The sequence below is a fragment of the Mycobacterium sp. E2699 genome (assembly GCF_001666745.1).
In the GTDB taxonomy this organism is placed as follows: Bacteria; Actinomycetota; Actinomycetes; order Mycobacteriales; family Mycobacteriaceae; genus Mycobacterium.
Genome location: NZ_LZJH01000144.1, coordinates 97,611 through 117,637 on the forward strand (window position 1 = coordinate 97,611; position 20,027 = coordinate 117,637).

Annotated in this window: 23 protein-coding genes and 2 pseudogenes; 10 read left to right on the forward strand and 15 right to left on the reverse strand. The window is 68.3% G+C overall.

The features are described 5' to 3' along the window. Positions 1 to 38: 38 nt before the first annotated feature. Complete coding sequence (locus tag A5696_RS24870; protein ID WP_067883642.1) at positions 39 to 677, reverse strand: MBL fold metallo-hydrolase; 639 nt, start codon at positions 675 to 677, stop codon at positions 39 to 41. Here A5696_RS24870 and A5696_RS24875 point away from each other — a divergent pair. The 3 genes and pseudogenes from A5696_RS24875 to purQ all read left to right on the forward strand — a co-directional run bounded on the left by A5696_RS24875 (position 654) and on the right by purQ (position 2,345). Continuing rightward, a pseudogene (locus tag A5696_RS24875) lies at positions 654 to 1,386 on the forward strand (ATPase). The gene A5696_RS24870 and the pseudogene A5696_RS24875 sit on opposite strands and share 24 nt — an antisense overlap. Before the next feature lie 48 nt (positions 1,387 to 1,434). Further along, positions 1,435 to 1,674, forward strand: a complete 240-nt coding sequence (gene purS, locus A5696_RS24880) for a phosphoribosylformylglycinamidine synthase subunit PurS (RefSeq protein WP_067883644.1) — start codon at positions 1,435 to 1,437, stop codon at positions 1,672 to 1,674. Then, entirely contained in the window at positions 1,671 to 2,345 is a 675-nt protein-coding gene (purQ, locus tag A5696_RS24885) for a phosphoribosylformylglycinamidine synthase subunit PurQ (protein WP_067883645.1), read from the forward strand. The genes purS and purQ overlap by 4 nt, the downstream gene beginning before the upstream one ends. 38 nt (positions 2,346 to 2,383) lie before the next feature. On the opposite strand, the pseudogene A5696_RS24890 reads toward purQ, so the two are convergent. Further along, positions 2,384 to 2,819 (reverse strand): annotated as a pseudogene (locus A5696_RS24890) (hypothetical protein); the annotation flags it as partial. 157 nt (positions 2,820 to 2,976) lie between these two features. Further along, positions 2,977 to 3,447, reverse strand: coding sequence for a hypothetical protein (locus tag A5696_RS24895; protein WP_067883646.1), 471 nt, complete (start codon positions 3,445 to 3,447; stop codon positions 2,977 to 2,979). Between the two features lie 299 nt (positions 3,448 to 3,746). On the opposite strand from A5696_RS24895, the gene A5696_RS24900 reads away from it, so the two are divergent. Together A5696_RS24900 and A5696_RS24905 are read left to right on the forward strand one after the other, a co-directional pair. Then, on the forward strand, positions 3,747 to 3,992 hold the full coding sequence (locus A5696_RS24900; RefSeq protein WP_067883647.1) for a hypothetical protein: 246 nt from the start codon (positions 3,747 to 3,749) through the stop codon (positions 3,990 to 3,992). A gap of 104 nt (positions 3,993 to 4,096) precedes the next feature. Continuing rightward, positions 4,097 to 4,495 (forward strand): VOC family protein, encoded by a 399-nt coding sequence (locus A5696_RS24905; protein ID WP_067883648.1) that lies wholly within the window; start codon positions 4,097 to 4,099, stop codon positions 4,493 to 4,495. Here the strand turns inward: A5696_RS24905 and A5696_RS24910 are convergent. From A5696_RS24910 to A5696_RS24945, 8 genes are all read right to left on the reverse strand, one after another. Continuing rightward, a complete protein-coding gene (locus A5696_RS24910; RefSeq protein WP_067883649.1) occupies positions 4,489 to 4,956 on the reverse strand; it encodes a cupin domain-containing protein in 468 nt (155 codons plus the stop codon). The genes A5696_RS24905 and A5696_RS24910 overlap by 7 nt on opposite strands. 3 nt (positions 4,957 to 4,959) lie before the next feature. Next, on the reverse strand, positions 4,960 to 6,414 hold the full coding sequence (locus A5696_RS24915; RefSeq protein WP_067883650.1) for an NAD(P)/FAD-dependent oxidoreductase: 1,455 nt from the start codon (positions 6,412 to 6,414) through the stop codon (positions 4,960 to 4,962). Positions 6,415 to 6,440: 26 nt separating this feature from the next. Then, on the reverse strand, positions 6,441 to 7,127 hold the full coding sequence (locus A5696_RS24920; protein WP_067883651.1) for a haloacid dehalogenase type II: 687 nt from the start codon (positions 7,125 to 7,127) through the stop codon (positions 6,441 to 6,443). 2 nt (positions 7,128 to 7,129) lie between these two features. Next, on the reverse strand, positions 7,130 to 8,017 hold the full coding sequence (locus tag A5696_RS24925) for a DUF427 domain-containing protein (protein WP_067883652.1): 888 nt from the start codon (positions 8,015 to 8,017) through the stop codon (positions 7,130 to 7,132). A 55-nt stretch (positions 8,018 to 8,072) separates the two neighbouring features. Then, positions 8,073 to 9,119 carry a zinc-binding dehydrogenase gene (locus A5696_RS24930; protein WP_067883653.1) on the reverse strand — a complete coding sequence of 349 codons (1,047 nt, stop codon included), beginning with the start codon at positions 9,117 to 9,119 and terminating at the stop codon, positions 8,073 to 8,075. A 164-nt stretch (positions 9,120 to 9,283) separates the two neighbouring features. After that, positions 9,284 to 9,940 (reverse strand): TetR/AcrR family transcriptional regulator, encoded by a 657-nt coding sequence (locus A5696_RS24935; protein ID WP_067883718.1) that lies wholly within the window; start codon positions 9,938 to 9,940, stop codon positions 9,284 to 9,286. Continuing rightward, positions 9,933 to 10,625 (reverse strand): TetR/AcrR family transcriptional regulator, encoded by a 693-nt coding sequence (locus A5696_RS24940; protein WP_067883654.1) that lies wholly within the window; start codon positions 10,623 to 10,625, stop codon positions 9,933 to 9,935. The genes A5696_RS24935 and A5696_RS24940 overlap by 8 nt, the downstream gene beginning before the upstream one ends. A gap of 74 nt (positions 10,626 to 10,699) precedes the next feature. Continuing rightward, complete coding sequence (locus tag A5696_RS24945) at positions 10,700 to 11,572, reverse strand: alpha/beta fold hydrolase (protein ID WP_067883655.1); 873 nt, start codon at positions 11,570 to 11,572, stop codon at positions 10,700 to 10,702. Here A5696_RS24945 and A5696_RS24950 point away from each other — a divergent pair. Further along, positions 11,531 to 12,481 carry an SDR family oxidoreductase gene (locus A5696_RS24950; protein ID WP_231964584.1) on the forward strand — a complete coding sequence of 317 codons (951 nt, stop codon included), beginning with the start codon at positions 11,531 to 11,533 and terminating at the stop codon, positions 12,479 to 12,481. The genes A5696_RS24945 and A5696_RS24950 overlap by 42 nt on opposite strands. A gap of 30 nt (positions 12,482 to 12,511) precedes the next feature. Next, the gene (locus tag A5696_RS24955; protein ID WP_067883657.1) at positions 12,512 to 14,215 is read left to right on the forward strand and encodes an MOSC and FAD-binding oxidoreductase domain-containing protein; all 1,704 of its coding nucleotides are present in this window, start codon (positions 12,512 to 12,514) and stop codon (positions 14,213 to 14,215) included. A gap of 9 nt (positions 14,216 to 14,224) precedes the next feature. On the opposite strand, the gene A5696_RS24960 is transcribed toward A5696_RS24955, so the two are convergent. After that, the gene (locus A5696_RS24960) at positions 14,225 to 14,965 is read right to left on the reverse strand and encodes an SDR family NAD(P)-dependent oxidoreductase (protein ID WP_067883658.1); all 741 of its coding nucleotides are present in this window, start codon (positions 14,963 to 14,965) and stop codon (positions 14,225 to 14,227) included. A gap of 159 nt (positions 14,966 to 15,124) precedes the next feature. On the opposite strand from A5696_RS24960, the gene A5696_RS24965 reads away from it, so the two are divergent. After that, entirely contained in the window at positions 15,125 to 16,024 is a 900-nt protein-coding gene (locus A5696_RS24965; RefSeq protein ID WP_067883659.1) for a LysR family transcriptional regulator, read from the forward strand. Positions 16,025 to 16,036: 12 nt separating this feature from the next. On the opposite strand, the gene A5696_RS24970 is transcribed toward A5696_RS24965, so the two are convergent. Both A5696_RS24970 and A5696_RS24975 read right to left on the reverse strand, forming a co-directional pair. Next, positions 16,037 to 16,834, reverse strand: coding sequence for a family 1 encapsulin nanocompartment shell protein (locus tag A5696_RS24970; RefSeq protein WP_067883660.1), 798 nt, complete (start codon positions 16,832 to 16,834; stop codon positions 16,037 to 16,039). Next, positions 16,831 to 17,886, reverse strand: coding sequence for a Dyp-type peroxidase (locus A5696_RS24975; protein ID WP_197517078.1), 1,056 nt, complete (start codon positions 17,884 to 17,886; stop codon positions 16,831 to 16,833). Before A5696_RS24975 ends, A5696_RS24970 begins: the two co-directional genes overlap by 4 nt. 10 nt (positions 17,887 to 17,896) lie before the next feature. Between A5696_RS24975 and A5696_RS24980 the strand changes: the two genes are divergently transcribed. Further along, a complete protein-coding gene (locus A5696_RS24980) occupies positions 17,897 to 19,153 on the forward strand; it encodes a M18 family aminopeptidase (RefSeq protein ID WP_067883719.1) in 1,257 nt (418 codons plus the stop codon). Between the two features lie 14 nt (positions 19,154 to 19,167). Then, a complete protein-coding gene (locus A5696_RS24985) occupies positions 19,168 to 19,515 on the forward strand; it encodes a VOC family protein (protein ID WP_067883662.1) in 348 nt (115 codons plus the stop codon). Positions 19,516 to 19,523: 8 nt separating this feature from the next. On the opposite strand, the gene A5696_RS24990 is transcribed toward A5696_RS24985, so the two are convergent. Then, complete coding sequence (locus tag A5696_RS24990) at positions 19,524 to 19,919, reverse strand: nuclear transport factor 2 family protein (RefSeq protein ID WP_067883663.1); 396 nt, start codon at positions 19,917 to 19,919, stop codon at positions 19,524 to 19,526. Positions 19,920 to 20,027: the final 108 nt, after the last annotated feature.

The window sequence follows — 20,027 nt, forward strand, 5'->3', positions numbered from 1 at the left end:
ACGCTCGGCGTGTCGGGGGCTTTTGCGTCTGCTCGCGTCTAGAAGGTGACCGCGCTTTCCTCGGGTAAGACCTGGAAATCGGTGCTGGTCATCTCGCTGAGCCGGCCGTAGTAGATGCCCCGGGCGTCCGGCGCGATGATCCCCTGGTGGATGGGCACCGCCCGGGCCGGCGCCACCGCACGAAGGTAGTCGACGGCCTCGGCGATCTTCATCCACGGGGCCGCCGCCGGGGTCGCCAGGACGTCCACCGGCTCGCCTGGAACGAACAGCGCGTCGCCGGGATGCATCAGCCTCGCCGCATGCCCCCCATCGCCGATCAGAAACGAAATGTTTTCTATCACAGGGATTTCCGGATGGATCACGGCGTGCCGGCCGCCGACGGCCCGCACGGTCAGCTCGCCGATCTCAAGCTCGTCGCCGACGTGTACCGCCCGCCAGGGCTCGCCGAGCTGCGCGGTGGTCTGCGGGTCGGCGTAGAGCGCCGCGCCGGGGTTGCCCTCGAGCAGCGACGGCAGCCGTCCGACGTCGACGTGGTCGGGGTGCTGATGAGTGATGAGGATGGCGGTCAGGCCGCTGATTCCCTCGAAACCGTGCGCGAAGGTACCGGGATCAAAAAGCACACGCGTGTTGTCGAACTCGGCAAGGAGGCAGGAATGGCCGAAATGCGTCAGTTGCATGACTACGATTGTGCCCCGACGGAGGGTGATGCCGATGCGGGTGATCCTGGCGATGATGCTGGTCGTCGGCGGCTTCACGGTCGCGTTGATCGTCGTGGTACCCGCGCACGCTGACCCGGAGACCTGCCCGACCACGTGCGACCAGATCCCGAACAGCGCATGGATACCGCAGCACGCGGTGCCGCTGGACGCGGTGTACAACTGGCCGGCGCTGGCCGGAGCGGCCGTCCCGCAGACCGGGTCGGGTGCGGCGCGGTTCCGGTTCGAGGAGCTGTGCGACTCTCCCGCTCTGCCGCAGGACGCCCGCGGCTCCGCGGTCTCGGCCCGCGTGACGGTGGCGCATCCGGACGGTCAATGGCAGCTGCGGGCCGAGGTCCTGCACTGGCGGGGTGACACGGCCCGCGGCGGCCAGCTGGCGGCTTCGGTGTTCGGCAGCGCGGTCGGGGCGCTTCGCGCCTGCCAGCAGCGCACACCGGCGGAGTCGCCTTCGATCACCAGCGACGAACCGAACCGGATGGCCGCCGTGGTCAGCGGTCCGGTGGTCATGCATACCTACCTGGTCGCCCACGTGGCAAGCAGCACCGTCAGCGAGCTCACGCTGTGGTCGTCGGGGCCGCCCCAGGTGCCCTGGCCGTCGATGACGGACGACCCGGTGCTGAACGCACTGACCGCGCCCCTGTGCGAGGCCTACATCGCCTCGTGCCCGTGACCCGGCCGGTACAGTTGTGCCGAAACACATCCGTCAGGAGGAGCGCCGGTGGCTCGGGTGGTCGTGCATGTGATGCCCAAAGCGGAGATCCTGGACCCGCAGGGTCAGGCGATTGTCGGTGCGCTGGGCCGGCTCGGTCACCCGGGCATCTCAGATGTCAGGCAGGGCAAGCGATTCGAGCTCGAGGTGGACGACACAATCGGTGACTCCGAGCTCGCCGAGATCGCAGAATCGCTGTTGGCCAACACGGTGATCGAAGACTGGACGATCAGCCGGGAGCCGGAATGACGGCTCGGATCGGCATCATCACCTTCCCCGGGACGCTCGACGACGTGGACGCCGCCCGCGCGGCGCGTCGCGTCGGCGCGGAGGCCGTCGGCCTGTGGCATGCGGACGCCGACCTGAAGGGGGTCGACGCCGTGGTGGTGCCCGGCGGCTTTTCCTACGGTGACTACCTGCGGGCGGGCGCGATCGCCCGGTTCGCACCGGTGATGGCCGAGGTGGTCGACGCCGCGGGGCGCGGCATGCCGGTCCTGGGCATCTGCAACGGCTTTCAGGTGCTCTGCGAGGCCGGTCTGCTGCCGGGGGCGCTGACCCGCAATGCGGGTTTGCACTTTGTCTGCCGTGATGTGTGGCTGCAGGTGGCGTCGATCTCGACGGCATGGACCTCGCGTTTCGAGTGGGGCGCCGATCTGCTGGTGCCGCTGAAGTCCGGCGAGGGCCGCTACGTGGCGCCGTCGAAAGTGCTCGACGAGCTGGAGGGCGAGGGACGCGTGGTGTTCCGCTACCGCGACAACCCGAACGGTTCTTTGCATGACATCGCGGGCATCAGCTCGGCCAACGGTCGCGTCGTCGGGCTGATGCCGCATCCCGAGCACGCCATCGAAGCGCTGACGGGTCCCTCCGACGACGGGCTGGGCCTGTTCTACTCGGCGCTGGACGCCGTGCTGGCCGCCTGAGCGGAAAGCCCTGCCGCACTGCATCATTCGTTCGAGTGTCAGCCCAGGACGGGGAACCGGCGCTCGGCGGCCAGCCGCTTGAGCGCGGACTCCATCACGGCGCGCACGTGGGCGTCGACCTCGTCGACGTCGGGGTCGTTGCCGAAGCGGCCGGTGACGTCGATGGTGTTCGCGCTGAAGGTGGGCCGGTAGGAGTCGTAGTCGCCGCCGGGCAACACCAACACCACCGCGCCGGAGTGCAACGCGGCCGCCGCGTTTTCCCGGCTCGCCTCGATGACCCCGGGGCGGCGCAGCAAGCCGTCCAGCGGGCCGATGAACAGGCCGTAATGGGCGAGGGTAGACGGGGCGGTCGCCGCCCGTTGACGGAACATTGTCAACGTTGCGCACCTCGGCGCGCTACCAGCGCTTGATGACGGGACCGGCCGCCTTGGCGACCTGTCTGGTGAAGGCCGGATCCCACTGGTTTCCTGCGTGTGGGCCTCAGCGACGCTGCCCTTGTTGCCCGCTCGTCGCCGTGTTCCTGCGATTCGCTATCGATTGCCAATGTGGTCGGGGCCCTAAACGTCGGCGAGCGTAGCGCCGCTGCGAAATACCGCCCGAGATTTCGCCGTGGCGTTACGGTGGCCAGGTCTTAGCCGGCGTCGAGCAGCATCGGATCCTCCGTCGACGGTAAGTCGACGACCGGGGCCAACTGGCCGAACAGGTCGATCGCGTCAGCTATCGCGGCGTCGACGAAGGATGCGAAATCCTCGAACGAAGCGCCCTTTCTGATCCACTGCGATCGGCGCGCCACCACGCCGATGCGCTGCGGATCCGAGGAGCCGTGCACAATCGCGACGACCTCGCGGTTCTGTCCGTTCCACGTGTCGGCGAAGTGTGTCAGCCAGGGGCGGTCGGCGGCCGGGAAGTAGCAGGCGGGAGCCACCCGGATCATCAACACGTCGCCGTGCGTCGGGCAGATCTCCAGATGGACGTGCAGCCGCCGCGGACGGGTGTTGGCGACGTAGAAGAACTCGCCGTCGTGCCGGCCCCGGAAATACCGGCTGCCGCGCGTGCACAGGTAGCGTTCGACCAGGTCTGCGCAGAGCGGCTCACTCGTCATGAGATAGATGGTGGGGCCTGCGGCTTTGCAGATCCTTGGAGCCGAGCCAGCCGGCAGCCAAGAAATTGTTGAGAATTGGCTGAGCGAAACAAAGGGCCCGGGGTTGGTCGCTTGCAACGGTCCCAGGGCGATCAGAACCCAATTCGATACGGAGGCGTAATCGGTTACGTGCCATACCGTTAGCCGCCTTCACTGGAATAGTTACCTGCCTTTTCTACCATCGGTCATGAGAAAAAGGGGGTGGCTTCTTTGACCACAAAACACCGATCCGTGGGCCCGCATGTCCAAGGAGGCCCGGCATGACTTCCGCGAGCCCGACGCACGAGCTTGTCAGCACCCGTACGTATCCCGATTTCGAGTCGGAGATAAGCCCCTGGACCGCTGCGGCCGGAAGAACCAAAGCTATTGTCTGGCGCGTCGGAACCATGATGCCGCGACGGCGACCCAGCGAAGACGAAATTGTGCGCGCTGCGATCACCGTGATACTGGTGGCCCTCGGCACCATAATGGCGCTGGCCGCAATGGCGATTTTGACAATGGGCTAGCCCAGGAGGCGCACGGCGCGGCCGACACGTCGACGGGTTTGCCGTTCGCACGGTGACCGTCGAAGGTGGGGTGACGACAACGCCACACCGCGGGAGGGCTGGACGTGGGATTCACGGTGGAACGGATCGACCATATCGTGCTGAACTGCCAAGACGTTCATGCCACCGCGTCGTGGTACGAGCGGGTGCTGGGCATGCGGCGCGAGACTTTCGGGCCGTCCGGCAGAACCGCCGTGTGCTTCGGGGATCAGAAGATCAACCTGCGACCGGTGGGCGCGCTGGCCGACGACCCCGACTGGGTCACCGGCTCCGTCGAGGCGGCCGGCTCCGAGGACTTGTGCTTCGTCACCCGGGCGAGCCCCGAGGAGGTGCGCGCCCACCTCGCGGCGTGCGGCGTCGACGTCGTCTCCGGGCCGGTCACCAAGATCGGCGCGCTGGGGCCGATGACCTCGCACTACTGCCGCGACGTCGACGGCAACCTCATTGAAATCGCTGTCTACTGAGGCTCTTCCAGCGGATACAGCTCCGGCAGATTGACGACGATGGCCTCCTGGGTGCTGCGTGCGATCACGACTTCCGCGGGCGAGTCGGCGTCGGGATTCTCTTCCCGGTGCGGCAGATACGGCGGGATGAAGACGTAATCGCCGGGCGCGGTCGAGACGCGGACCTCGTGAACGCCGTCGTGGAAGACGAACTCCGGGTTGCCGCTTCGCACGTAGATTGCGGTCTCCGATTCGCCGTGGTGATGGTTCGACGAGACGGTCTTCGGTGACGCGTGCGTCTCGCCCATCCACAGCTTCTCCGCGCCGACCGACTTGCCGGACAGCGCGGCGAAGCGGCGCAGGCCCTCCGACTGTGCGGTGTCGGAACTGATGTCCGACGCCCTGATGTGGTGCACCCGGTTGCGCGTGACCGCAACAGTCGCGTCGTCGAAGTCTGGATGGAATCCGTCTGAAGTCGCCATGCGTCAATTATCGTCCGCCGCATCCCGATAGGCCTCGAGCAATCTCAGCCACAGTTCGCTGACCGTCGGGAAGCAGGGGACCGCATGCCACAGCCGATCGAGCGGCACCTGGCCCGCGACGGCGATCGTGGCCGAGTGCAGCATCTCGGTGACCCCGGGGCCGACCAGCGTGACGCCGAGCAGGCGCCCGCGATCGGCATCGACCACCATGCGCGCCCGACCCGTGTACCCGTCGGCGTAGAGCTTGGCTCCCATCACGACGTCGCCGATCTCGACATCGACCGTGCGCACCCGGTGCCCGGCGTCCTCGGCCTGTCGGGCTGTCAGTCCGACGGCGGCGGCTTCCGGGTCGGTGAAGAAGGCCTGCGGCACGGCGTGGTGGTCGGCGGTGGTCGCGTGGGCGCCCCACGGGGCGGTGTCCAACGGCCGTCCCTCCGCGCGCGCCCCGATCGCCGCTCCGGCGATGCGCCCCTGGTACTTGCCCTGATGGGTCAGCAGCGCCCGGTGATTGACGTCGCCCGCCGCATAGAGCCAGCCGTCCTCGACCGCTCGCACCCGGCAGGTGTCGTCGGCGTCGAGCCAGCTGCCCGGGCGCAGCCCGATCGTCTCCAGGCCGATGTCGTCGGTGAGCGGCGCCCGGCCCGTGGCGAAAAGCACCTCACTGACCTCTAATTCGGATCCGTCGCCCAATTCGAGGATCGCGCGCCCGCCGTCGGGCCGGCGCAGCGCGCGGACCGATGCTCCCGTGCGGACGTCCACACCCGCCTCGGCGAGTCCACGGCCGATGAGCTCGCCCACGAAGGGCTCCATGCGGGGCAGCAGGCCGGAGCCGCGAGCCAGCAGGGTCACCTGCGCGCCCAATCCTTGCCAGGCGGTGGCCATTTCGACGCCCACGCCGCCCGCACCGACGACGGCGAGCCGCTCCGGGACGTAGCTGCTGTCGGTGGCATCCCGGTTCGTCCACGGTTTGGCCTCGGCGATGCCGGGCAGGTCGGGGAGCGCGGGCCGGCTGCCGGTGCAGACCACCACCGCGTGCCGCGCCGTCAGCACCGGCTGCTCGCCGCCGGGGGTGCTGACGGCGACTCGGCGCGGGCCGGCCAACCGGCCGTACCCGCGCACCAGGGTGGCGCCGAGTCCGGTCACCCAGTCGGCCTGGCCGCTGTCGTCCCAGTCGGTGACGTAGCGATTGCGGCGACCGAAGACGCCCGCGCTGCTGATCGAACCGCTGACCGCCTCGCGGGCGCCGTCGACCCGGCGCGCGTCCGAGACGGCGATGACCGGGCGCAGCAACGCTTTACTGGGCACGCAGGCCCAGTACGAGCACTCGCCCCCGACGAGCTCGCGCTCGACCACCGCAACGCTGAGACCCGCGGCGCGGACGCGGTCGGCGACGTTCTGCCCGATCGGCCCGGCGCCCAGTATGACGACGTCGTAGTGCGAGTCGAAGTCCGCCGTCATATGCGAAGGTCCTCTCCGTGGTTCGGCTATCCGCCGATGAGGCGCGCGGCCAGCTGTCGCATGTCGCTCACCACCAGCGTCGGTTGGGGCAGCCCGTCGACGGGCAGCGGCGGATTGCCCGGTCGGGTGATCAGTGCCGAGCTGAAACCCACATGCTGGGCGCCGAGGGTGTCCCACACGTGTGCGGCCACCATCATGCAATCGGCGGGAGCGGCGCCGAGCGTTTCGCACACGTACCGGTACACCGCGGGGGCCGGCTTGAAGGCGCGGCGGGCGTCGACGCTCAGCTGCGCCTCGAAAAAGTCGCCGAGGCCGGAATGCTGCAGTGCGGTCGGCCCGGTCGGGTTGGGCGGTGAGTTGGTCAGGGTGACAAGGCGGAATCCGTTGTCGCGCAGAGCGGCAAGCGCATCGGCCGCATCCGGGTGTGCCGGCATCGTGAGCAGGCCGCTTTTCAGGCGGTGCAGGTCGTGGTCCGTGACGTCCACGTGGTAGATGTCACCGAGCATCCGCAGCACGCCCTGGGCGAGCGCCGAGAAGTTCACGTAGTGGTCCGCCAGGGTGACGGTCATCGAGTACATGACGAGCTGGGCGAACCATTCGCGCAGCACCCCCTCGTCGCCGAACTTCTCCCCGAAAAGCGGTGCCAGCGACTCGATGTCGAGGAGCGTCTCGTTCACGTCGAATACGAGTACCGACGGGGTTCCGGGCCGCATGGTCAATCCCTGGCGCTCTGCGTGGACGGCTTCGGAAGCAGCACCTCATCGGTGTCGAGCCCGCGGTCAACGCCATGCGGAATGACGGTCTGGCCGGGCTCGAGCTGTAGCTGCTTGCCGTCGAGATACACATCGATCTTGTCGGGCTCGAAGGAAACCAGATTTGTCACCGGCCCTACCTCCGGCCAGGCGTCGACGTACGACCAGGCGGCCCGCTTGCGGCCGCCGACGTCGTAATAGGAGCAGATCCCCTTATAGGGGCAAAAGGTCTGCAACGCAACGAGAGTGAGGGAATCCTGGTCGGTATCCTCTCGCGGCACGTACCAGCGCGGCGCAAAGCCCGATTCGTATAGTGCCAACGGGCGCTTCGTTTCGGCGACCACCTGCTCCCCGTCCCGGACGACGAGATGGCGTGAGGTGGAGCGGATGTCGATGCGGTGATAGGCGTCGGCGGCATGCCCGACGATGCGGTCGTCTTCCTCGTAGAAGGCGTCCATGGCGCGCCAGGCGAAGGCCAGCCGCCCGTCCAGGACCGCTGCATGCGGCGGCAGTGCCGTGTGTTGCCAGGCGGCGTGATTGGCCTCTCGCTCCGCGGCCGTGACGGTGAACCACTGGGTGTCGCCGAGGTCGCGGTGCTGAGTCACCCGATCCTCGGCGACCACCATTCCCGCCTCGACATCACCGGCGGGGAAGTAGGCGACCGGGTACCGCCCAGGTTCGTGCAGCAGGATGACGTCCTCGCTGTCGGCGATCCAGCGGTCCGCGAAGCGTACCCGCATGCGCCGGCGCAACGGCTCGGCGAACAACAGCCGCGGCGGCAGCGGCTGCTCGACGAGGAAATGCCCCGCCGATCCGGATGCCAATGGTCCTTGTTGCCATGCCAAACCCACTGTGGTGTCCCCTCATTGGCGAAAGCTATTCTCGAGGAAGGTCTTTACGCCGCTGTCAGTCCATGACAACGACGACCTTACCGCCGGCTTCGCCCGACTCCGCCAGCCGGTGGGCCTCGTGAATCTGGTCGAACGAAAAAACGCGAGCCGGTTTCGCGTCGAATTTGCCATCCGCCACCTGCTGTGCGATGTCGCCCAGCGGCACATCCGACACCGGGAAGCCGGGATTGCCAAAGACCGGGCTGGCGAAGAAGGTGAAGTTCACCCCGCTGGCCATCCGCGCAAGCGGGTTGAAATCGCCGATGGGCGCAAGCCCGCCGAGCCACCCGGCCAGGCATGCCGAACCACCGCGGCGCAACATGTCGAGCGAGTCGAGGATCGTGCTGTTGCCGACGAAATCGAGGACCGCATCGATCTGCTTGGCCTCGGCAATGTGGCTGGCAAGGTCACGACGCTCCAATTCGACGCGGACAGCTCCCAACTCCTCGAGCATCCGAAAGCGCTCGCGGCTACGCGCGGTGGCGATGACGTTCGCCCCGGTGGCCACGGCCATCTTGAGCGCCGCCTGGCCCAACGCCGAGGTGGCCCCGCGGATCACCAGCGTCTGTCCCGCCGTCAATTCGAGGTTGCGGAACAGGCACGTCCAAGCGGTCGCATAGGTTTCCGGGAGCGCGGCGAGCTGCGACCACGTCAGGTCGGACTCGAGTGGGACGACGTTCGCCGCGCGGACGCGCGTGTACTCGGCGTAGCTGCCATTGATCGTTCGCCCCAGGCCGCCCATCAAGGCCGCCACCTTGGCGCCGGTCGGGAATTCGCCTCCCGGGCAGGAGTCGACGACGCCCACGCATTCGATGCCGCTGACTTCGGCGGCTTCCGCCCATTCCCCCCGGCGCATGTGGATCTCGGCGTGGTTGATGCCGAACCCCTTGACCTGGATGACAACTTCGCCGTCCCGGGGCAGCGGCTTGGGGATGTCGGTGTAGACGAGGTTGTCGAGTCCGCCGAACCCCGCGAGGATGATCGCTCGCATGGTGTCGCCGCCGGGCCGCTCGCGAACAACGGCCGGAGCGGTGGGCAGCTGGGGTGCATCGGTGATGGACAACTGCCGCCTCTTCCCCAGATCGCTTGTTGGCCTGTGCATGTGGATCTGCGCCGGTGCATCGGCGCGTCGGCTGCGAGCCGTCCACATCAGATTGAATGGGCCATCTGACCCACTATTATGGGCCAGTGGACCCATTCTGTCCAGACCGGCGGCCGGCAACCGGGTCAGGACTTACCTCGGCGACGCGTGTTGCGCGGTGGGGGCGGCGGCGCAAACCAGCGCACGTAGTCGACGGCCGCCGTGACGGCGGCCCGCAGCGGTTCGGTGTCTCCGGTGGCGTGCGTGACCATGGCGCCGCCCTGGTGTGCGACAACCAGCGACACGGCCAGATGCCGCGGGTCGGCGTCGGGGCGCAGGTCGCCGCGCTGCCGCATCGCCGTGAGACCCGCCTGAAACAGCCCGATCCACTGGTCGTAGCCCGCCGAGAGATCGTCGTGCACTTCGTCGTCGGCGTCGATGAGCTCACCGGCCAAAGCGCCGTAGACGCAACCGCCGACGCGGTACACGGAGTCCGCGGCGGTGATGCACGCATCGGCCCACGCCTGCAGCGCATCGAGGCTGTCGAGACCTTCCAGCGACGGTTGAGTGTGGAAGGCCCGCACCTCGTCGCGGCGAGCGGCGACGACATGGCGGGTGAGGTCGCGCTTGTCGGCGAAGTAGTGCGACATCTGCGAGCCGCCCACGTCGGCCACGCGCCGCACCTGATCGATGCTGGTATTGGCGACGCCGCGCTCGAACATGAGGCGAGCGGCGACCTCGACGATGCGCGCCCGCGTCGCCAGACCCTTGCGGGTGAACCGCGATGGCGCGTCGTCAGTCACGTTGCCGCCCACGCCGAGCACGGGGGCGCCGGGCGGCCCGCGGGACCCGTTCGGCCGCATCGGTGGCGAACAGCCGCAAATAGTTGACCGCGAACCGGACCGCGTCGGCATGCGGCCACTCCGCCCGATAGGTGAAGGCCAGCGTCCCGCCCCCCTGGTGAGCGCTGACGATGACCAGCGCCAGCCGGCGCGGGTCGGCATCGGCGACCAGGACACCGTCATCTCTCATCCGCCGGATCGATTCCTCGAGCAGCTCGACCCACCGCCAGTAGCCCCATCCCAGGGTTTCGCGCGTCGCGTCGTCGGATTTCACCAGCTGGGCGGCGAGGGCGTGGTAGGTGGGTGTGCCGAAATATCCGATGCGCCTCAGGTAACGCAGGTTGAGGTCGGCCCACCGCTCGAAGTCGTCGAATGAACGCAGGCCGTGGAGCCTGGGCTGGCGGTGGAAGTCCAGCACCACTCCGATCTGGCGCCGGATCACCGCCCGAATGAGCGCGCCCTTGTCGGTGAAATAATGCGCAAGCTGCGAGCCGCTGACCGAAGCCGCCCTGCGCACGTTCTCCATGTTCGACGCCGACAGGCCCTCGGTGACGATGAGCTGGGCTGCGGCCTGCACGATCCGGTCGCGGGTGGCGCGCCCCTTGGCGGTCAACCGCTGCTCGTCGAGAACATCGGGATGGGCCATCGTCCCAGGTTAGTCCGGGGACTCCGCGCTTATGGGCTATTCAACCCATTGATGTGGTGGCGGCTGCGGCCCGGTCAGGCGGCCACGGGGAGCTTGGCGAGGAAGTCACGGATCAGCGCGGCGACCTCGTCCAGCGCCGATTCGAGCAGGAAGTGCCCGCCGTCGAGCAGGTGGATCTCGGCGTCGGGTAGGTCGTCGGCGAACGCCTCGGCGCCGGCCGGTCCGAAGATCTCGTCGCCGCGACCCCACACCGCCAGCAGCGGCACCCGGCTCGCGCGGAAGTACTCGTGCAGACGCGGATAGAGCGGCGCGTTGGTGGCGTAGTCGCGGAGCAGCTTCAGCTGGACTTCGTCGTTGCCGGGGCGAGAGATCAGCGCGTGGTCGTGATGCCAGGATTCGGGGTCGACGAGTGTCTCGTCGGGCACGCCCGTGACGTACTGCCACCGGGTGGCATCCAGCGTGAGGAACTGCCGCACCGGGGCCTCCGTGTCGGGTGTCGGCTCGTTTTGGTAGGCCCACACCACTTTCCAGAAGCTTTCGACGAATCCCGCGTCGTAACCGTTGCCGTTCTGGGTGATGATCGCGGTGATGGCGGACGGATCCCGCAGCGCGAGCCGCCATCCGATCGGGGCGCCGTAGTCCTGGACGTAGATGGCGTAGCGGTCGATGCCGAGCGTGCGCAACAGACCCGCGGTCAGGTCGGTGAGTGCATCGAAGGTGTAGTCGAACTCTTCGACCGGTGGGGCGTCCGAGAGTCCGAAGCCCAGGTGGTCCGGTGCGATCACGTGGTAGCGGTCGGCCAGCGCTGGTATCAGGGCCCGGAACATATAGGAACTGGTGGGGAACCCGTGCAGGAGGACCAGCGCGGGCGCGCCCGCATCGCCGGCCTCGCGGAAGAACAGCCGATGACCGTCGACGGTGGTGTAACGATGATGGACGCTCGCCATGACGTTCCTCCTGAGCCCGCGCTCGAACGCACCTACTTTATGGGTTGTGCAACCCATTATGCCTCAATCGGGCGGCGGGCAACAGCCCGGGCCGATATGTTGCCGCCCGCCCCGGATCGGCATATTCTGGGCCAGACATCCCAATTCTGGGGCCGGATCGGTTCCTGTCCCCACGCGAGGAGCGATCGCACGGTGGGTAACGCGTTGCGGGACAGGACAGTAGTGGTGGTCGGGCGTGGCAGCGGAATTGCTCGGGCCGTCGCGTTGCTCGCGCGATCGGAAGGTGCCCGCGTGGTCGTGGCCGGCCGGGACAAACCCAAGCTGGAAAGCGCATACGCCGGCCGCGACATCGCCGCAGAGGTGGTCGACCTCACCGACGACGAGTCGATCGCCGCCCTGGCCGCCCGGGTGGGCGCGGTGGATCATGTGGTGTCGACCGCGTCGGCACGCTCCCGCGGAAAGCTGGCCGACCTGGACCGCCATCAGCTGCGGCTCTCCTTCGACACCAAGGTGATCGGGCCGACCATGCTCGCCAAACACTTTGCGCCGCAGATGAAAGCGGGCGGTTCGCTCGTGCTGTTCTCGGGTGTTCACGCGTTCAAGCACAACGTGGGTTACCTGGGCGTCGGTATCACCAACGGTGCAGTTGACTTCCTCGCTCGTTGGCTGGCCGTCGAACTCGCTCCCGTGCGGGTCAACGCGATCTCGCCCGGCGTCATCGACAGCGGAGCCTGGGATGCCTTCGGGGACGAGGGCAAGCGGGACTACTTCAACCGCATCGCCGACGGCAACCCCGTGGGGCGAATCGGAACCACCGACGATATCGCCGGAGCGGTCCTGTTCGCCATGACCAACACCTTCATGACCGGTGTGACGCTGAAGGTCGACGGCGGAGAGCCGCTGACCTAGGCTCCTCCCAGGGGACCGCAAGGAGACACAGTGGGCAGGCTGGTATCGGTCAATGTCGGCATGCCCAAGGACGTCCGATGGCGGGGCAAAACGGTCCACACCGGGATCTGGAAGACCCCGGTCGAGGGACCGGTCATGGTGCGCCGCCTCAACCTGGACGGTGACGGCCAGGGCGACCTCGGGGGCCACGGCGGTGAACAGCGCGCGGTGATGGTCTACCAGGTGGAGTCGTACGACTTTTGGAGGACCTACCTCGGTCGCGATGACCTGGAGCCGGGCCACTTCGGTGAAAATTTCACGATCGCCGGCCTGACCGACGACGAGGTCTGCATCGGTGACCGCTACCGCATCGGTCAGGCGGAATTCGAGGTCACCCAGCCGCGCGTCACCTGCTTCCGGGTCGGCATGCGACTCAACGAACCCAGGATGCCCAATCTGTTTGTCTCCCAGCATCGGCCGGGCTTTTACTTCCGGGTCATCAGCGAGGGAACCGTTTGCGCCGGCGACGACATCGTACGGACCCGGCGAGGCCGTCACGAGCTCAGCGTCGCCGACGTCGACGCGCTGCTCTACCTGCCAAATCGCAACGCCGAGCAACTCCATAAGGTCGTCGACGTCCCGGCGCTCAGCCCCGGCTGGCAACAGTCCTTCCGGGACATGCTGGCCGAACCCGGGCCCGCCGTGGCGCCGGTGACCGGAGTATCACCGCGGTGGAACGGATTTCGCACCTTGCGGGTCGCCCGTATACACCGCGAAAGCCCCCAGGTGTTGTCGATTCGCCTGGAGTCCGAGGACGGCGACCCGTTGCCACCGCCGCTGCCGGGGCAATACCTGCCCGTGCGACTTCGCGGAGCCGGCGAACCGGCGCCGCTGCGCAGCTACTCGCTGTCGGGTGATCCCGCTGCGGGGACCTACCGGCTGAGCGTCAAGCGCGAAGACCATGGTTTGGTGAGCCGGTGGCTGCACGCCCACATCCAGCCAGGGGCGGTGATCGAGGCGGCCGCACCACGTGGCGACTTCTATCTCACCGACGGCGACAATCCGGTTGTCCTCTGCTCGGCGGGCATCGGGGCCACGCCCGTGCTGGCGATGTTGCACGCGCTGTCCGCCGGCCACAGCGTCCGCGACGTCTGGTGGCTGCACACCGCCCGCAACCCCGAAACGCAGGCGTTCGCAGCCGAAGTCACGAGCCTGATCGACTCCCTGCCGCACGCTCGGCAGCGCGTCTTCTACACCGAGACCCAGGGCCGCCTCAACGGGGAGTCGATCGCGGCACTGGGCCTGCCGCCCGACGCCAGCGTCTACCTTTGCGGCCCGACCCAATTCATGGCCGATATCCGTGAATTCCTGACGGCCGCCGGCTCAGACCCCCAGAACATCCACAGCGAACTCTTCGGTGCCCTGCCGGCGATCAACCCGGGCGTTCTCGAAACCGGAGAGCGCCCCGTGCCGCACCCGCCCGCCGGACCGCCCGGCACCGGACCGTCGGTGACCTTCGCCCGCAGCGGGCTGACCGTCGACTGGTCGCCGGACTACGGCAGCATTCTCGACCTCGCCGAGGCGTGCGATGTGCCGACCCGCTTCTCGTGCCGCAGCGGGGTGTGTCACGTGTGCGTCACCGGCATCGTCTCCGGGACGGCGACCTACGTGCAGGCACCGCTGGAGCAGCCCGGCGATGCCGAGGTCCTGATCTGCTCGGCCGCGCCGGGCAGCGACCTGGTGTTGGACCTGTGACGGCCCCCACTACGGGGCGAGCGCCAGTAGTCCGCCGCTCACCGGCAGGATCGCGCCGTTGATGTAGCCCGCCTGCGGAGAGGCCAGAAACGTTACGGCATTGGCGATCTCGTCGGCCTGCGCCACCCGGCCAAGCGTGGTGACCGTGGCGAAGCCCTCGGCGAGGCCGGGAGTCGCGGCGGTGCCCAACGTTTCGGTCGGCCCGGCCTGCACGGCGTTCACCCGGACCCCGGACGGGCCGAATTCGTCCGCCCAGACCCGCGTCAGCAGCTCGAGACCCGCCTTGCTGGCGCCATAGACGCCGGCCATCTTCGCCGGGACGGCGGCGGCGATGGTGCTGATGTTCACGACGACGCCCCTGCCCCGCGCGGCCATGCCGGGCACCAGTTGCTGGACCAGCAGATAGGGCGCGCGCAGGTTGATGTTCATGTGTTCGTCGAAGACCCCGTCGTCGAGGTCGGCGGTCGTCCCGAACTTGTACACGCCTGCGTTGTTGACCAGGATGTCGACCGGGCCCACCGCGGCCGCCAGGCGCCGAACGTCGTCGGCCTCGGCCAGGTCGGCCGCAACGAAACGTGCCTTCCCTCCGGAATTTTCGATCTCCTGGACCGTCTTGGCACCGCGTTCGGCGCTGCGCCCGTGCACCACCACCTCGGCGCCGAGCGCGGCGAGTTGCAGTGCGACCGCGCGCCCGATGCCCGACGTGGCACCGGTGACCAGCGCGGTCGAGCCCTCAAGTGTTGTTTCCATACCAGTTCTCCTCGACGAATTGCTGCACATGCCGAAGCGCATAGCGCCCCCGCGCACCCATTTAATTCCGGCGTCGCCGAGTGGCTATCGGCTTTGTCGATGGCGGCCATTAACTAAGCTGAGCAGGTATCGGGAGAAGCAGGGGACCGGCCATCGGCTATGGAGTTGCGAGAACTTGGTGCCTTCGTGGCCGTCGTGGAAGAGGGCGGCATGTCGGCGGCGTCTCGCCGACTACACGTGAGCCAGTCGGCGATCTCACAGACGGTGAGCGCGCTCGAGCGCGAACTGGGGGTTCAGCTGCTGGAGCGGGTCAGCACCGGCGTACGACCCACCGACGCCGGCGTTGCCCTGCTCGAGGAAGCCCGCGGCGTCCTCGCTCGATACCGACAGGCGGTGCGAGCAATGGCGAGCTATCGCGGCGAAGCCGACGGGGCCATACGGCTGGGCATCCCGCTGGAGCTGGCTCCGCGCATGTTGCCGGGTGTCCTCGCCAAGTTCGCGGCAGACGTCCCCGAGACGCGAGTCGTCCCGCGCCACCTGTCGACGGCCGCGCAATTTGCCGCTTTGCACAACGACGAACTCGACGTCGGCCTGGTGCGCGAACGTCCCACCGGGTCCGAATTCGACGCATTACTGGTGTCGCGGGAAAGCCTTGGGGTCCTGCTTGATTCAGCGGTTGCCGCCGACCGGGTCGGTCCCGAGGGAATCGCACTGCACGATCTGAGTGACCTCCGCTGGACGGGCTTTCCCCGGTCGAGCAGCCCCGCGTGGTACGACGAGCTCACGGCGGCGCTCCGCGGCCATGGCATCGAAATCGGGCCGCCGGCGCCGGATGGCCACGTGCTGATCGCCGACGTCAAGTTCGCCGCCGTGAGCGGTGGGCATGCCTTCGCGCTTGCACCGGAGGACCAGCTGCAACCGTTGCCCGACAACGTGACGTGGGCCCCGCTGGTAGGACGGCCCTTGGTGCGCCGTACCTGGGTGGTGTGGCCGGCCGACTCGCGGCGCCGCGATATCGGCCGTCTCATCGCCTCGTTCGAGCTGCCGGAGGACAGCTGACGGCGTGCGGTACTAGGGGGCCAGGCAGACCGACGCCTCGGCCGTGTAGCACAAGAACGTCAGGGTCTCCTGCAAATACAGCTGAACGGTCTCGGCGTCGTGGCTGAGGTATCCGATCGCGACGTCGGTGCCCAGCTGCAGATCGAAGTCGCCGCCCCGGGTGGTCAGCACGAAGGCGCCGTCGATGGCCGGCGCCCAGATGATGTCCCCGTCGACCAATCGGTTGAGGTGCTCGCGGATGGGATACCCGTGTTCGGTGGTCTCGCTGACCTTGGTGTACACGTCGGCGGCCAGCAGCACCGAGTACGGGCCGTCCACGCCGGCCAGCCGCAGCCCGGTCAACGCCTGCGAGATGGCGTCGGGCATGTCGCGGGGATCCTCGGGCAGCTGCAACGGCGGGTTGGAGCTGCAGCCGCGGATGCCGTCGATCGACCCGGCGCCGTAGCCCTCGAAGATGGCGCGGTCCTCGACGAACGCCAGCTTCTTGGCCGCGGCCTTGACGGGGTCCCAGTCGGAGTCCTGCGCACCGCGTTCGACGTTGTCGATCTCGTACCGCGAGAGGTTGAACGGAACACGCAGGCGGACAAGGGGTTTGCTCTCCCGGAGGTGGGCCACCACGCCGTCGGTGGGCGCCTCGACGTCACGAAGCCGGCCGGTGCTGATCGCCGCGGTGACCGGTCCGCCCGGTTCGCTGACGTCGACGACTCGCCGCCCGGCGATGTGGCGCTTGAAGGTTCGGGTGGCCTCCAATTCGATTTCGGCCCAAGCGGCTTCGGTGACCGGTGCCAGGTCGCGGTAGAGGTTGTTCATCGAGTGGTTCCTTTCAGGCTGCCGATCGCGAGTGAGCCGTCATCAGCTGCCGCTGGCCGCGCCGCCAGCGACGGCGCGGGCAACGACGGTGGGTCGTCGAGGAAGTCGACGGTGGGCGAGAAGAACAACCCGCCGGTGAGCGCGGTGGAGAAGTCCAGGATACGGTCGGTGTTGCCGGGCGGGTCGCCGAGGAACATGTTCTGCAGCATCTGTTCGGTGACCCGCGGTGTGCGCGAATACCCGATGAAGTACGTCCCGTATTCCCCCTTGCCCAGCTCACCGAAGGGCATGTTGTGCCGCACGATCTTCAGCTCGGTGCCGTCGTCGTCGGTGATGACGTTGAGCGCGATGTGGGCGTTGGCCGGCTTGTCGTCGTCACCGAGTTCGATGTCGTCCAGCTTGGTCCGGCCGATCACCAGTTCCTGCTCGGTGGCCGACAACGCGTTCCACGCCGACATGTCGTGCACGTACTTCTGCACGTGCACATAGCACGAGCCGGCGAAGTCGGGATCCTCATCGCCGACGGTGGTGGCGCTGACGGCCAGTGGGCCGTCGGGGTTTTCGGTGCCGTCGACAAAGCCCAGCAGGTCGCGGTTGTCGAAGTAGCGGAAACCGTGCACCTCGTCGACGACGGTGACGGCGCCCGCCATCGCCCGCAGGATGCGGTCGGCCAATTCGAAGCAGACGTCCAGGCTTTCGGCCCGGATGTGCAACAACAGGTCCCCGGGCGTGGCCGGGGCCGTGTGCCGCGGGCCCTTCAACGCGACGAACGGGTGCAGTTCGGCGGGACGCGGCCCGGAAAACAGGCGGTCCCAGGCGTCGGAGCCGATCGAGACTATCGCGGACAACCGCTTCGGGGGCTCACGGAAACCGATCGCGCGCACCAGCCCGGAAATGTCCGCCAGCGCGTCGTGCACCGTCGCCTCTCCGCCGTCGTCGATGGTGACGACGAGGAAGATGGCGGCTGGTGTCAACGGCTGGAGGATGGGTTGCGGCTGAACCGGAGGCACTCTGTCGACCCTATCGTGGCGACGGCGGTCGCCGACAGCCATGATGTTCACCATGCCGGCCAGCGCCGCAAACCTCTGCGACTTCATCGATGCGTCCCCGTCGCCGTTTCATGCCTGCGCGACGGTGGCCACCCGGCTGGCCGCGTCCGGGTATGCCGAACTGGGCGAGGCCGACCGCTGGCCGCAGCAATCCGGCCGCTATTTCGTCGTGCGCGCCGGTTCGCTGGTCGCCTGGCATTCCGAGGAGACCGGCGGTCCGTTCCGGATCGTCGGCGCGCACACCGACAGCCCCAACCTGCGGGTCAAGCAGCACCCGGACCGCATCGTCGCCGGCTGGCGAGTGGTGGCGCTCGAGCCGTACGGGGGCGCATGGCTCAACTCCTGGCTGGACCGCGACCTGGGCATCAGCGGGCGGCTGTCGGTGCGGGACGGGCAGGGGATCGCCCATCGCCTGGTGCGGATCGACGACCCGATCCTGCGGGTGCCGCAGCTGGCGATCCACCTGGCCGAGGACCGCAAGTCGGTGACGCTGGACCCGCAGCGACACCTCAACGCGGTCTGGGGCGTTGGGGAACAACAGGGTTCGTTCGTCGCCTACGTCGCCGAGCGCGCCGGGGTGGCGCCCGGCGACGTGCTGGGCGCGGACCTCATGACGCACGATCTGACCCCGTCGGCCGTGATCGGGGCCGACGCCGACCTGTTGAGCGCGCCCCGGCTGGACAACCAGGCCAGCTGCTACGCGGGATTGGAGGCACTTCTTGGCGCCGAGCCGCGCGGATGCGTGCCGGTGCTGGTGCTCTTCGACCACGAGGAGGTCGGGTCGGCCTCCGACCGCGGCGCGCAGTCCAACCTGCTGAGCACCGTCCTCGAACGGATCGTGCTGGCCGCCGGCGGCACGAGGGAGGATTACCTGCGCCGGCTGCCGGCGTCGCTGCTGGCCTCGGCCGACATGGCCCACGCCACCCACCCCAACTATCCGGACCGGCACGAGCCGGGTCATCCGATCGAGGTCAACGCCGGCCCGGTGCTCAAGGTGCATCCCAACCTGCGGTACGCCACCGACGGGCGCACCGCCGCCGCGTTCGAGCTGGCGTGCCGGCAGGCCGGGGTGCCGCTGCAACGCTACGAGCACCGCGCCGACCTGCCGTGCGGTTCGACGATCGGGCCGCTGGCGTCGGCCCGCACGGGCATCCCGACCGTCGATGTCGGCGCACCGCAGCTGGCGATGCACTCCGCGCGCGAGCTGATGGGCGCGCACGACGTCGGCGCCTATTCGGCGGCGCTGCAAGCGTTTCTGTCACCCCCCTGACCTACGATCCGGGCATGACGCTCAACATCGAAATGGTCACTATCGACTGCAGCGACCCGGCGACGCTGGCGGGCTGGTGGGCCGCGCAGTTCGGCGGCTCGACGCAGGAGTTGCTCGCCGACGAGTTCACGGCGGTGACGCTGTCGGAGGGACCCAAGCTCGGATTCCAGAAGGTGCCCGACCCGACGCCCGGGAAAAACCGCGTGCACCTCGACTTCAGCGCCGCCGACGTCGACGGCGAGGTGGCCCGGCTGACGGCGGCCGGGGCCAGCGAGGTCGGCCGGCACCAGTTCGGCGACAACTTCCGCTGGGTGGTGCTGGCCGACCCCGAGGGCAACGTCTTCTGCGTGGTGGGTCAGTAGCTCGCCGGTCAGCCCCGCTGGAGGATCGGCGGGTCGTAGCGGATCACGTTTTCCACGACGATCCCGTCGCGGGTGCGAACCCGGTCGATCCCCCGGATCTGGAACGGCCCGTCGGGCCCGGTGCCGCGGCCGACGTAGTGCAGGAACACCAGTTCCTCGCCCGCGGCGGCGCCGGGAACGGTGGCGCTGTCGATGACCTCCAGCGTCAAATCCGGTGCGGCGTCCAGCAATTCGCCGATCTTCGCCGTGTAGGGCGCGATGCCGCGGACCGGCTCGGCGTCGCCGGGCCAGTAGCCGACGATGTCGTCGGCCAGGACGTCGAAGCCGCGCGACATGGTGGGCGCGGCCCAGTACGCCGCGAACACCTCGGCGCTGAATTTCGGGGCGGATTGGATGTCGGTCATCGTTTCTCCTCGGGTCGGGCGCTTCGATCGAGCGCTTCGTGCCCAGCGTGTCGCGGCGGTTGCAGCGGCACAATTACCTCCGAGGTCATCGCCACGCGTACGGCGGCG

Bases quoted from the DNA above. Each gene is read 5' to 3' on its own strand.
- A5696_RS24870 (WP_067883642.1), bottom strand. From the start codon at position 677: ATGCAACTGACGCATTTCGGCCATTCCTGCCTCCTTGCCGAGTTCGAC.
- purQ (WP_067883645.1), top strand. From the start codon at position 1,671: ATGACGGCTCGGATCGGCATCATCACCTTCCCCGGGACGCTCGACGAC.
- A5696_RS24895 (WP_067883646.1), bottom strand. From the start codon at position 3,447: ATGACGAGTGAGCCGCTCTGCGCAGACCTGGTCGAACGCTACCTGTGC.
- A5696_RS24900 (WP_067883647.1), top strand. From the start codon at position 3,747: ATGACTTCCGCGAGCCCGACGCACGAGCTTGTCAGCACCCGTACGTAT.
- A5696_RS24910 (WP_067883649.1), bottom strand. From the start codon at position 4,956: ATGGCGACTTCAGACGGATTCCATCCAGACTTCGACGACGCGACTGTT.
- A5696_RS24915 (WP_067883650.1), bottom strand. From the start codon at position 6,414: ATGACGGCGGACTTCGACTCGCACTACGACGTCGTCATACTGGGCGCC.
- A5696_RS24920 (WP_067883651.1), bottom strand. From the start codon at position 7,127: ATGCGGCCCGGAACCCCGTCGGTACTCGTATTCGACGTGAACGAGACG.
- A5696_RS24940 (WP_067883654.1), bottom strand. From the start codon at position 10,625: ATGGCCCATCCCGATGTTCTCGACGAGCAGCGGTTGACCGCCAAGGGG.
- A5696_RS24950 (WP_231964584.1), top strand. From the start codon at position 11,531: ATGACCGTCGACGGTGGTGTAACGATGATGGACGCTCGCCATGACGTT.
- A5696_RS24945 (WP_067883655.1), bottom strand. From the start codon at position 11,572: ATGGCGAGCGTCCATCATCGTTACACCACCGTCGACGGTCATCGGCTG.
- A5696_RS24960 (WP_067883658.1), bottom strand. From the start codon at position 14,965: ATGGAAACAACACTTGAGGGCTCGACCGCGCTGGTCACCGGTGCCACG.
- A5696_RS24965 (WP_067883659.1), top strand. From the start codon at position 15,125: ATGGAGTTGCGAGAACTTGGTGCCTTCGTGGCCGTCGTGGAAGAGGGC.
- A5696_RS24970 (WP_067883660.1), bottom strand. From the start codon at position 16,834: ATGAACAACCTCTACCGCGACCTGGCACCGGTCACCGAAGCCGCTTGG.
- A5696_RS24975 (WP_197517078.1), bottom strand. From the start codon at position 17,886: ATGGCTGTCGGCGACCGCCGTCGCCACGATAGGGTCGACAGAGTGCCT.
- A5696_RS24980 (WP_067883719.1), top strand. From the start codon at position 17,897: ATGCCGGCCAGCGCCGCAAACCTCTGCGACTTCATCGATGCGTCCCCG.
- A5696_RS24985 (WP_067883662.1), top strand. From the start codon at position 19,168: ATGACGCTCAACATCGAAATGGTCACTATCGACTGCAGCGACCCGGCG.
- A5696_RS24990 (WP_067883663.1), bottom strand. From the start codon at position 19,919: ATGACCGACATCCAATCCGCCCCGAAATTCAGCGCCGAGGTGTTCGCG.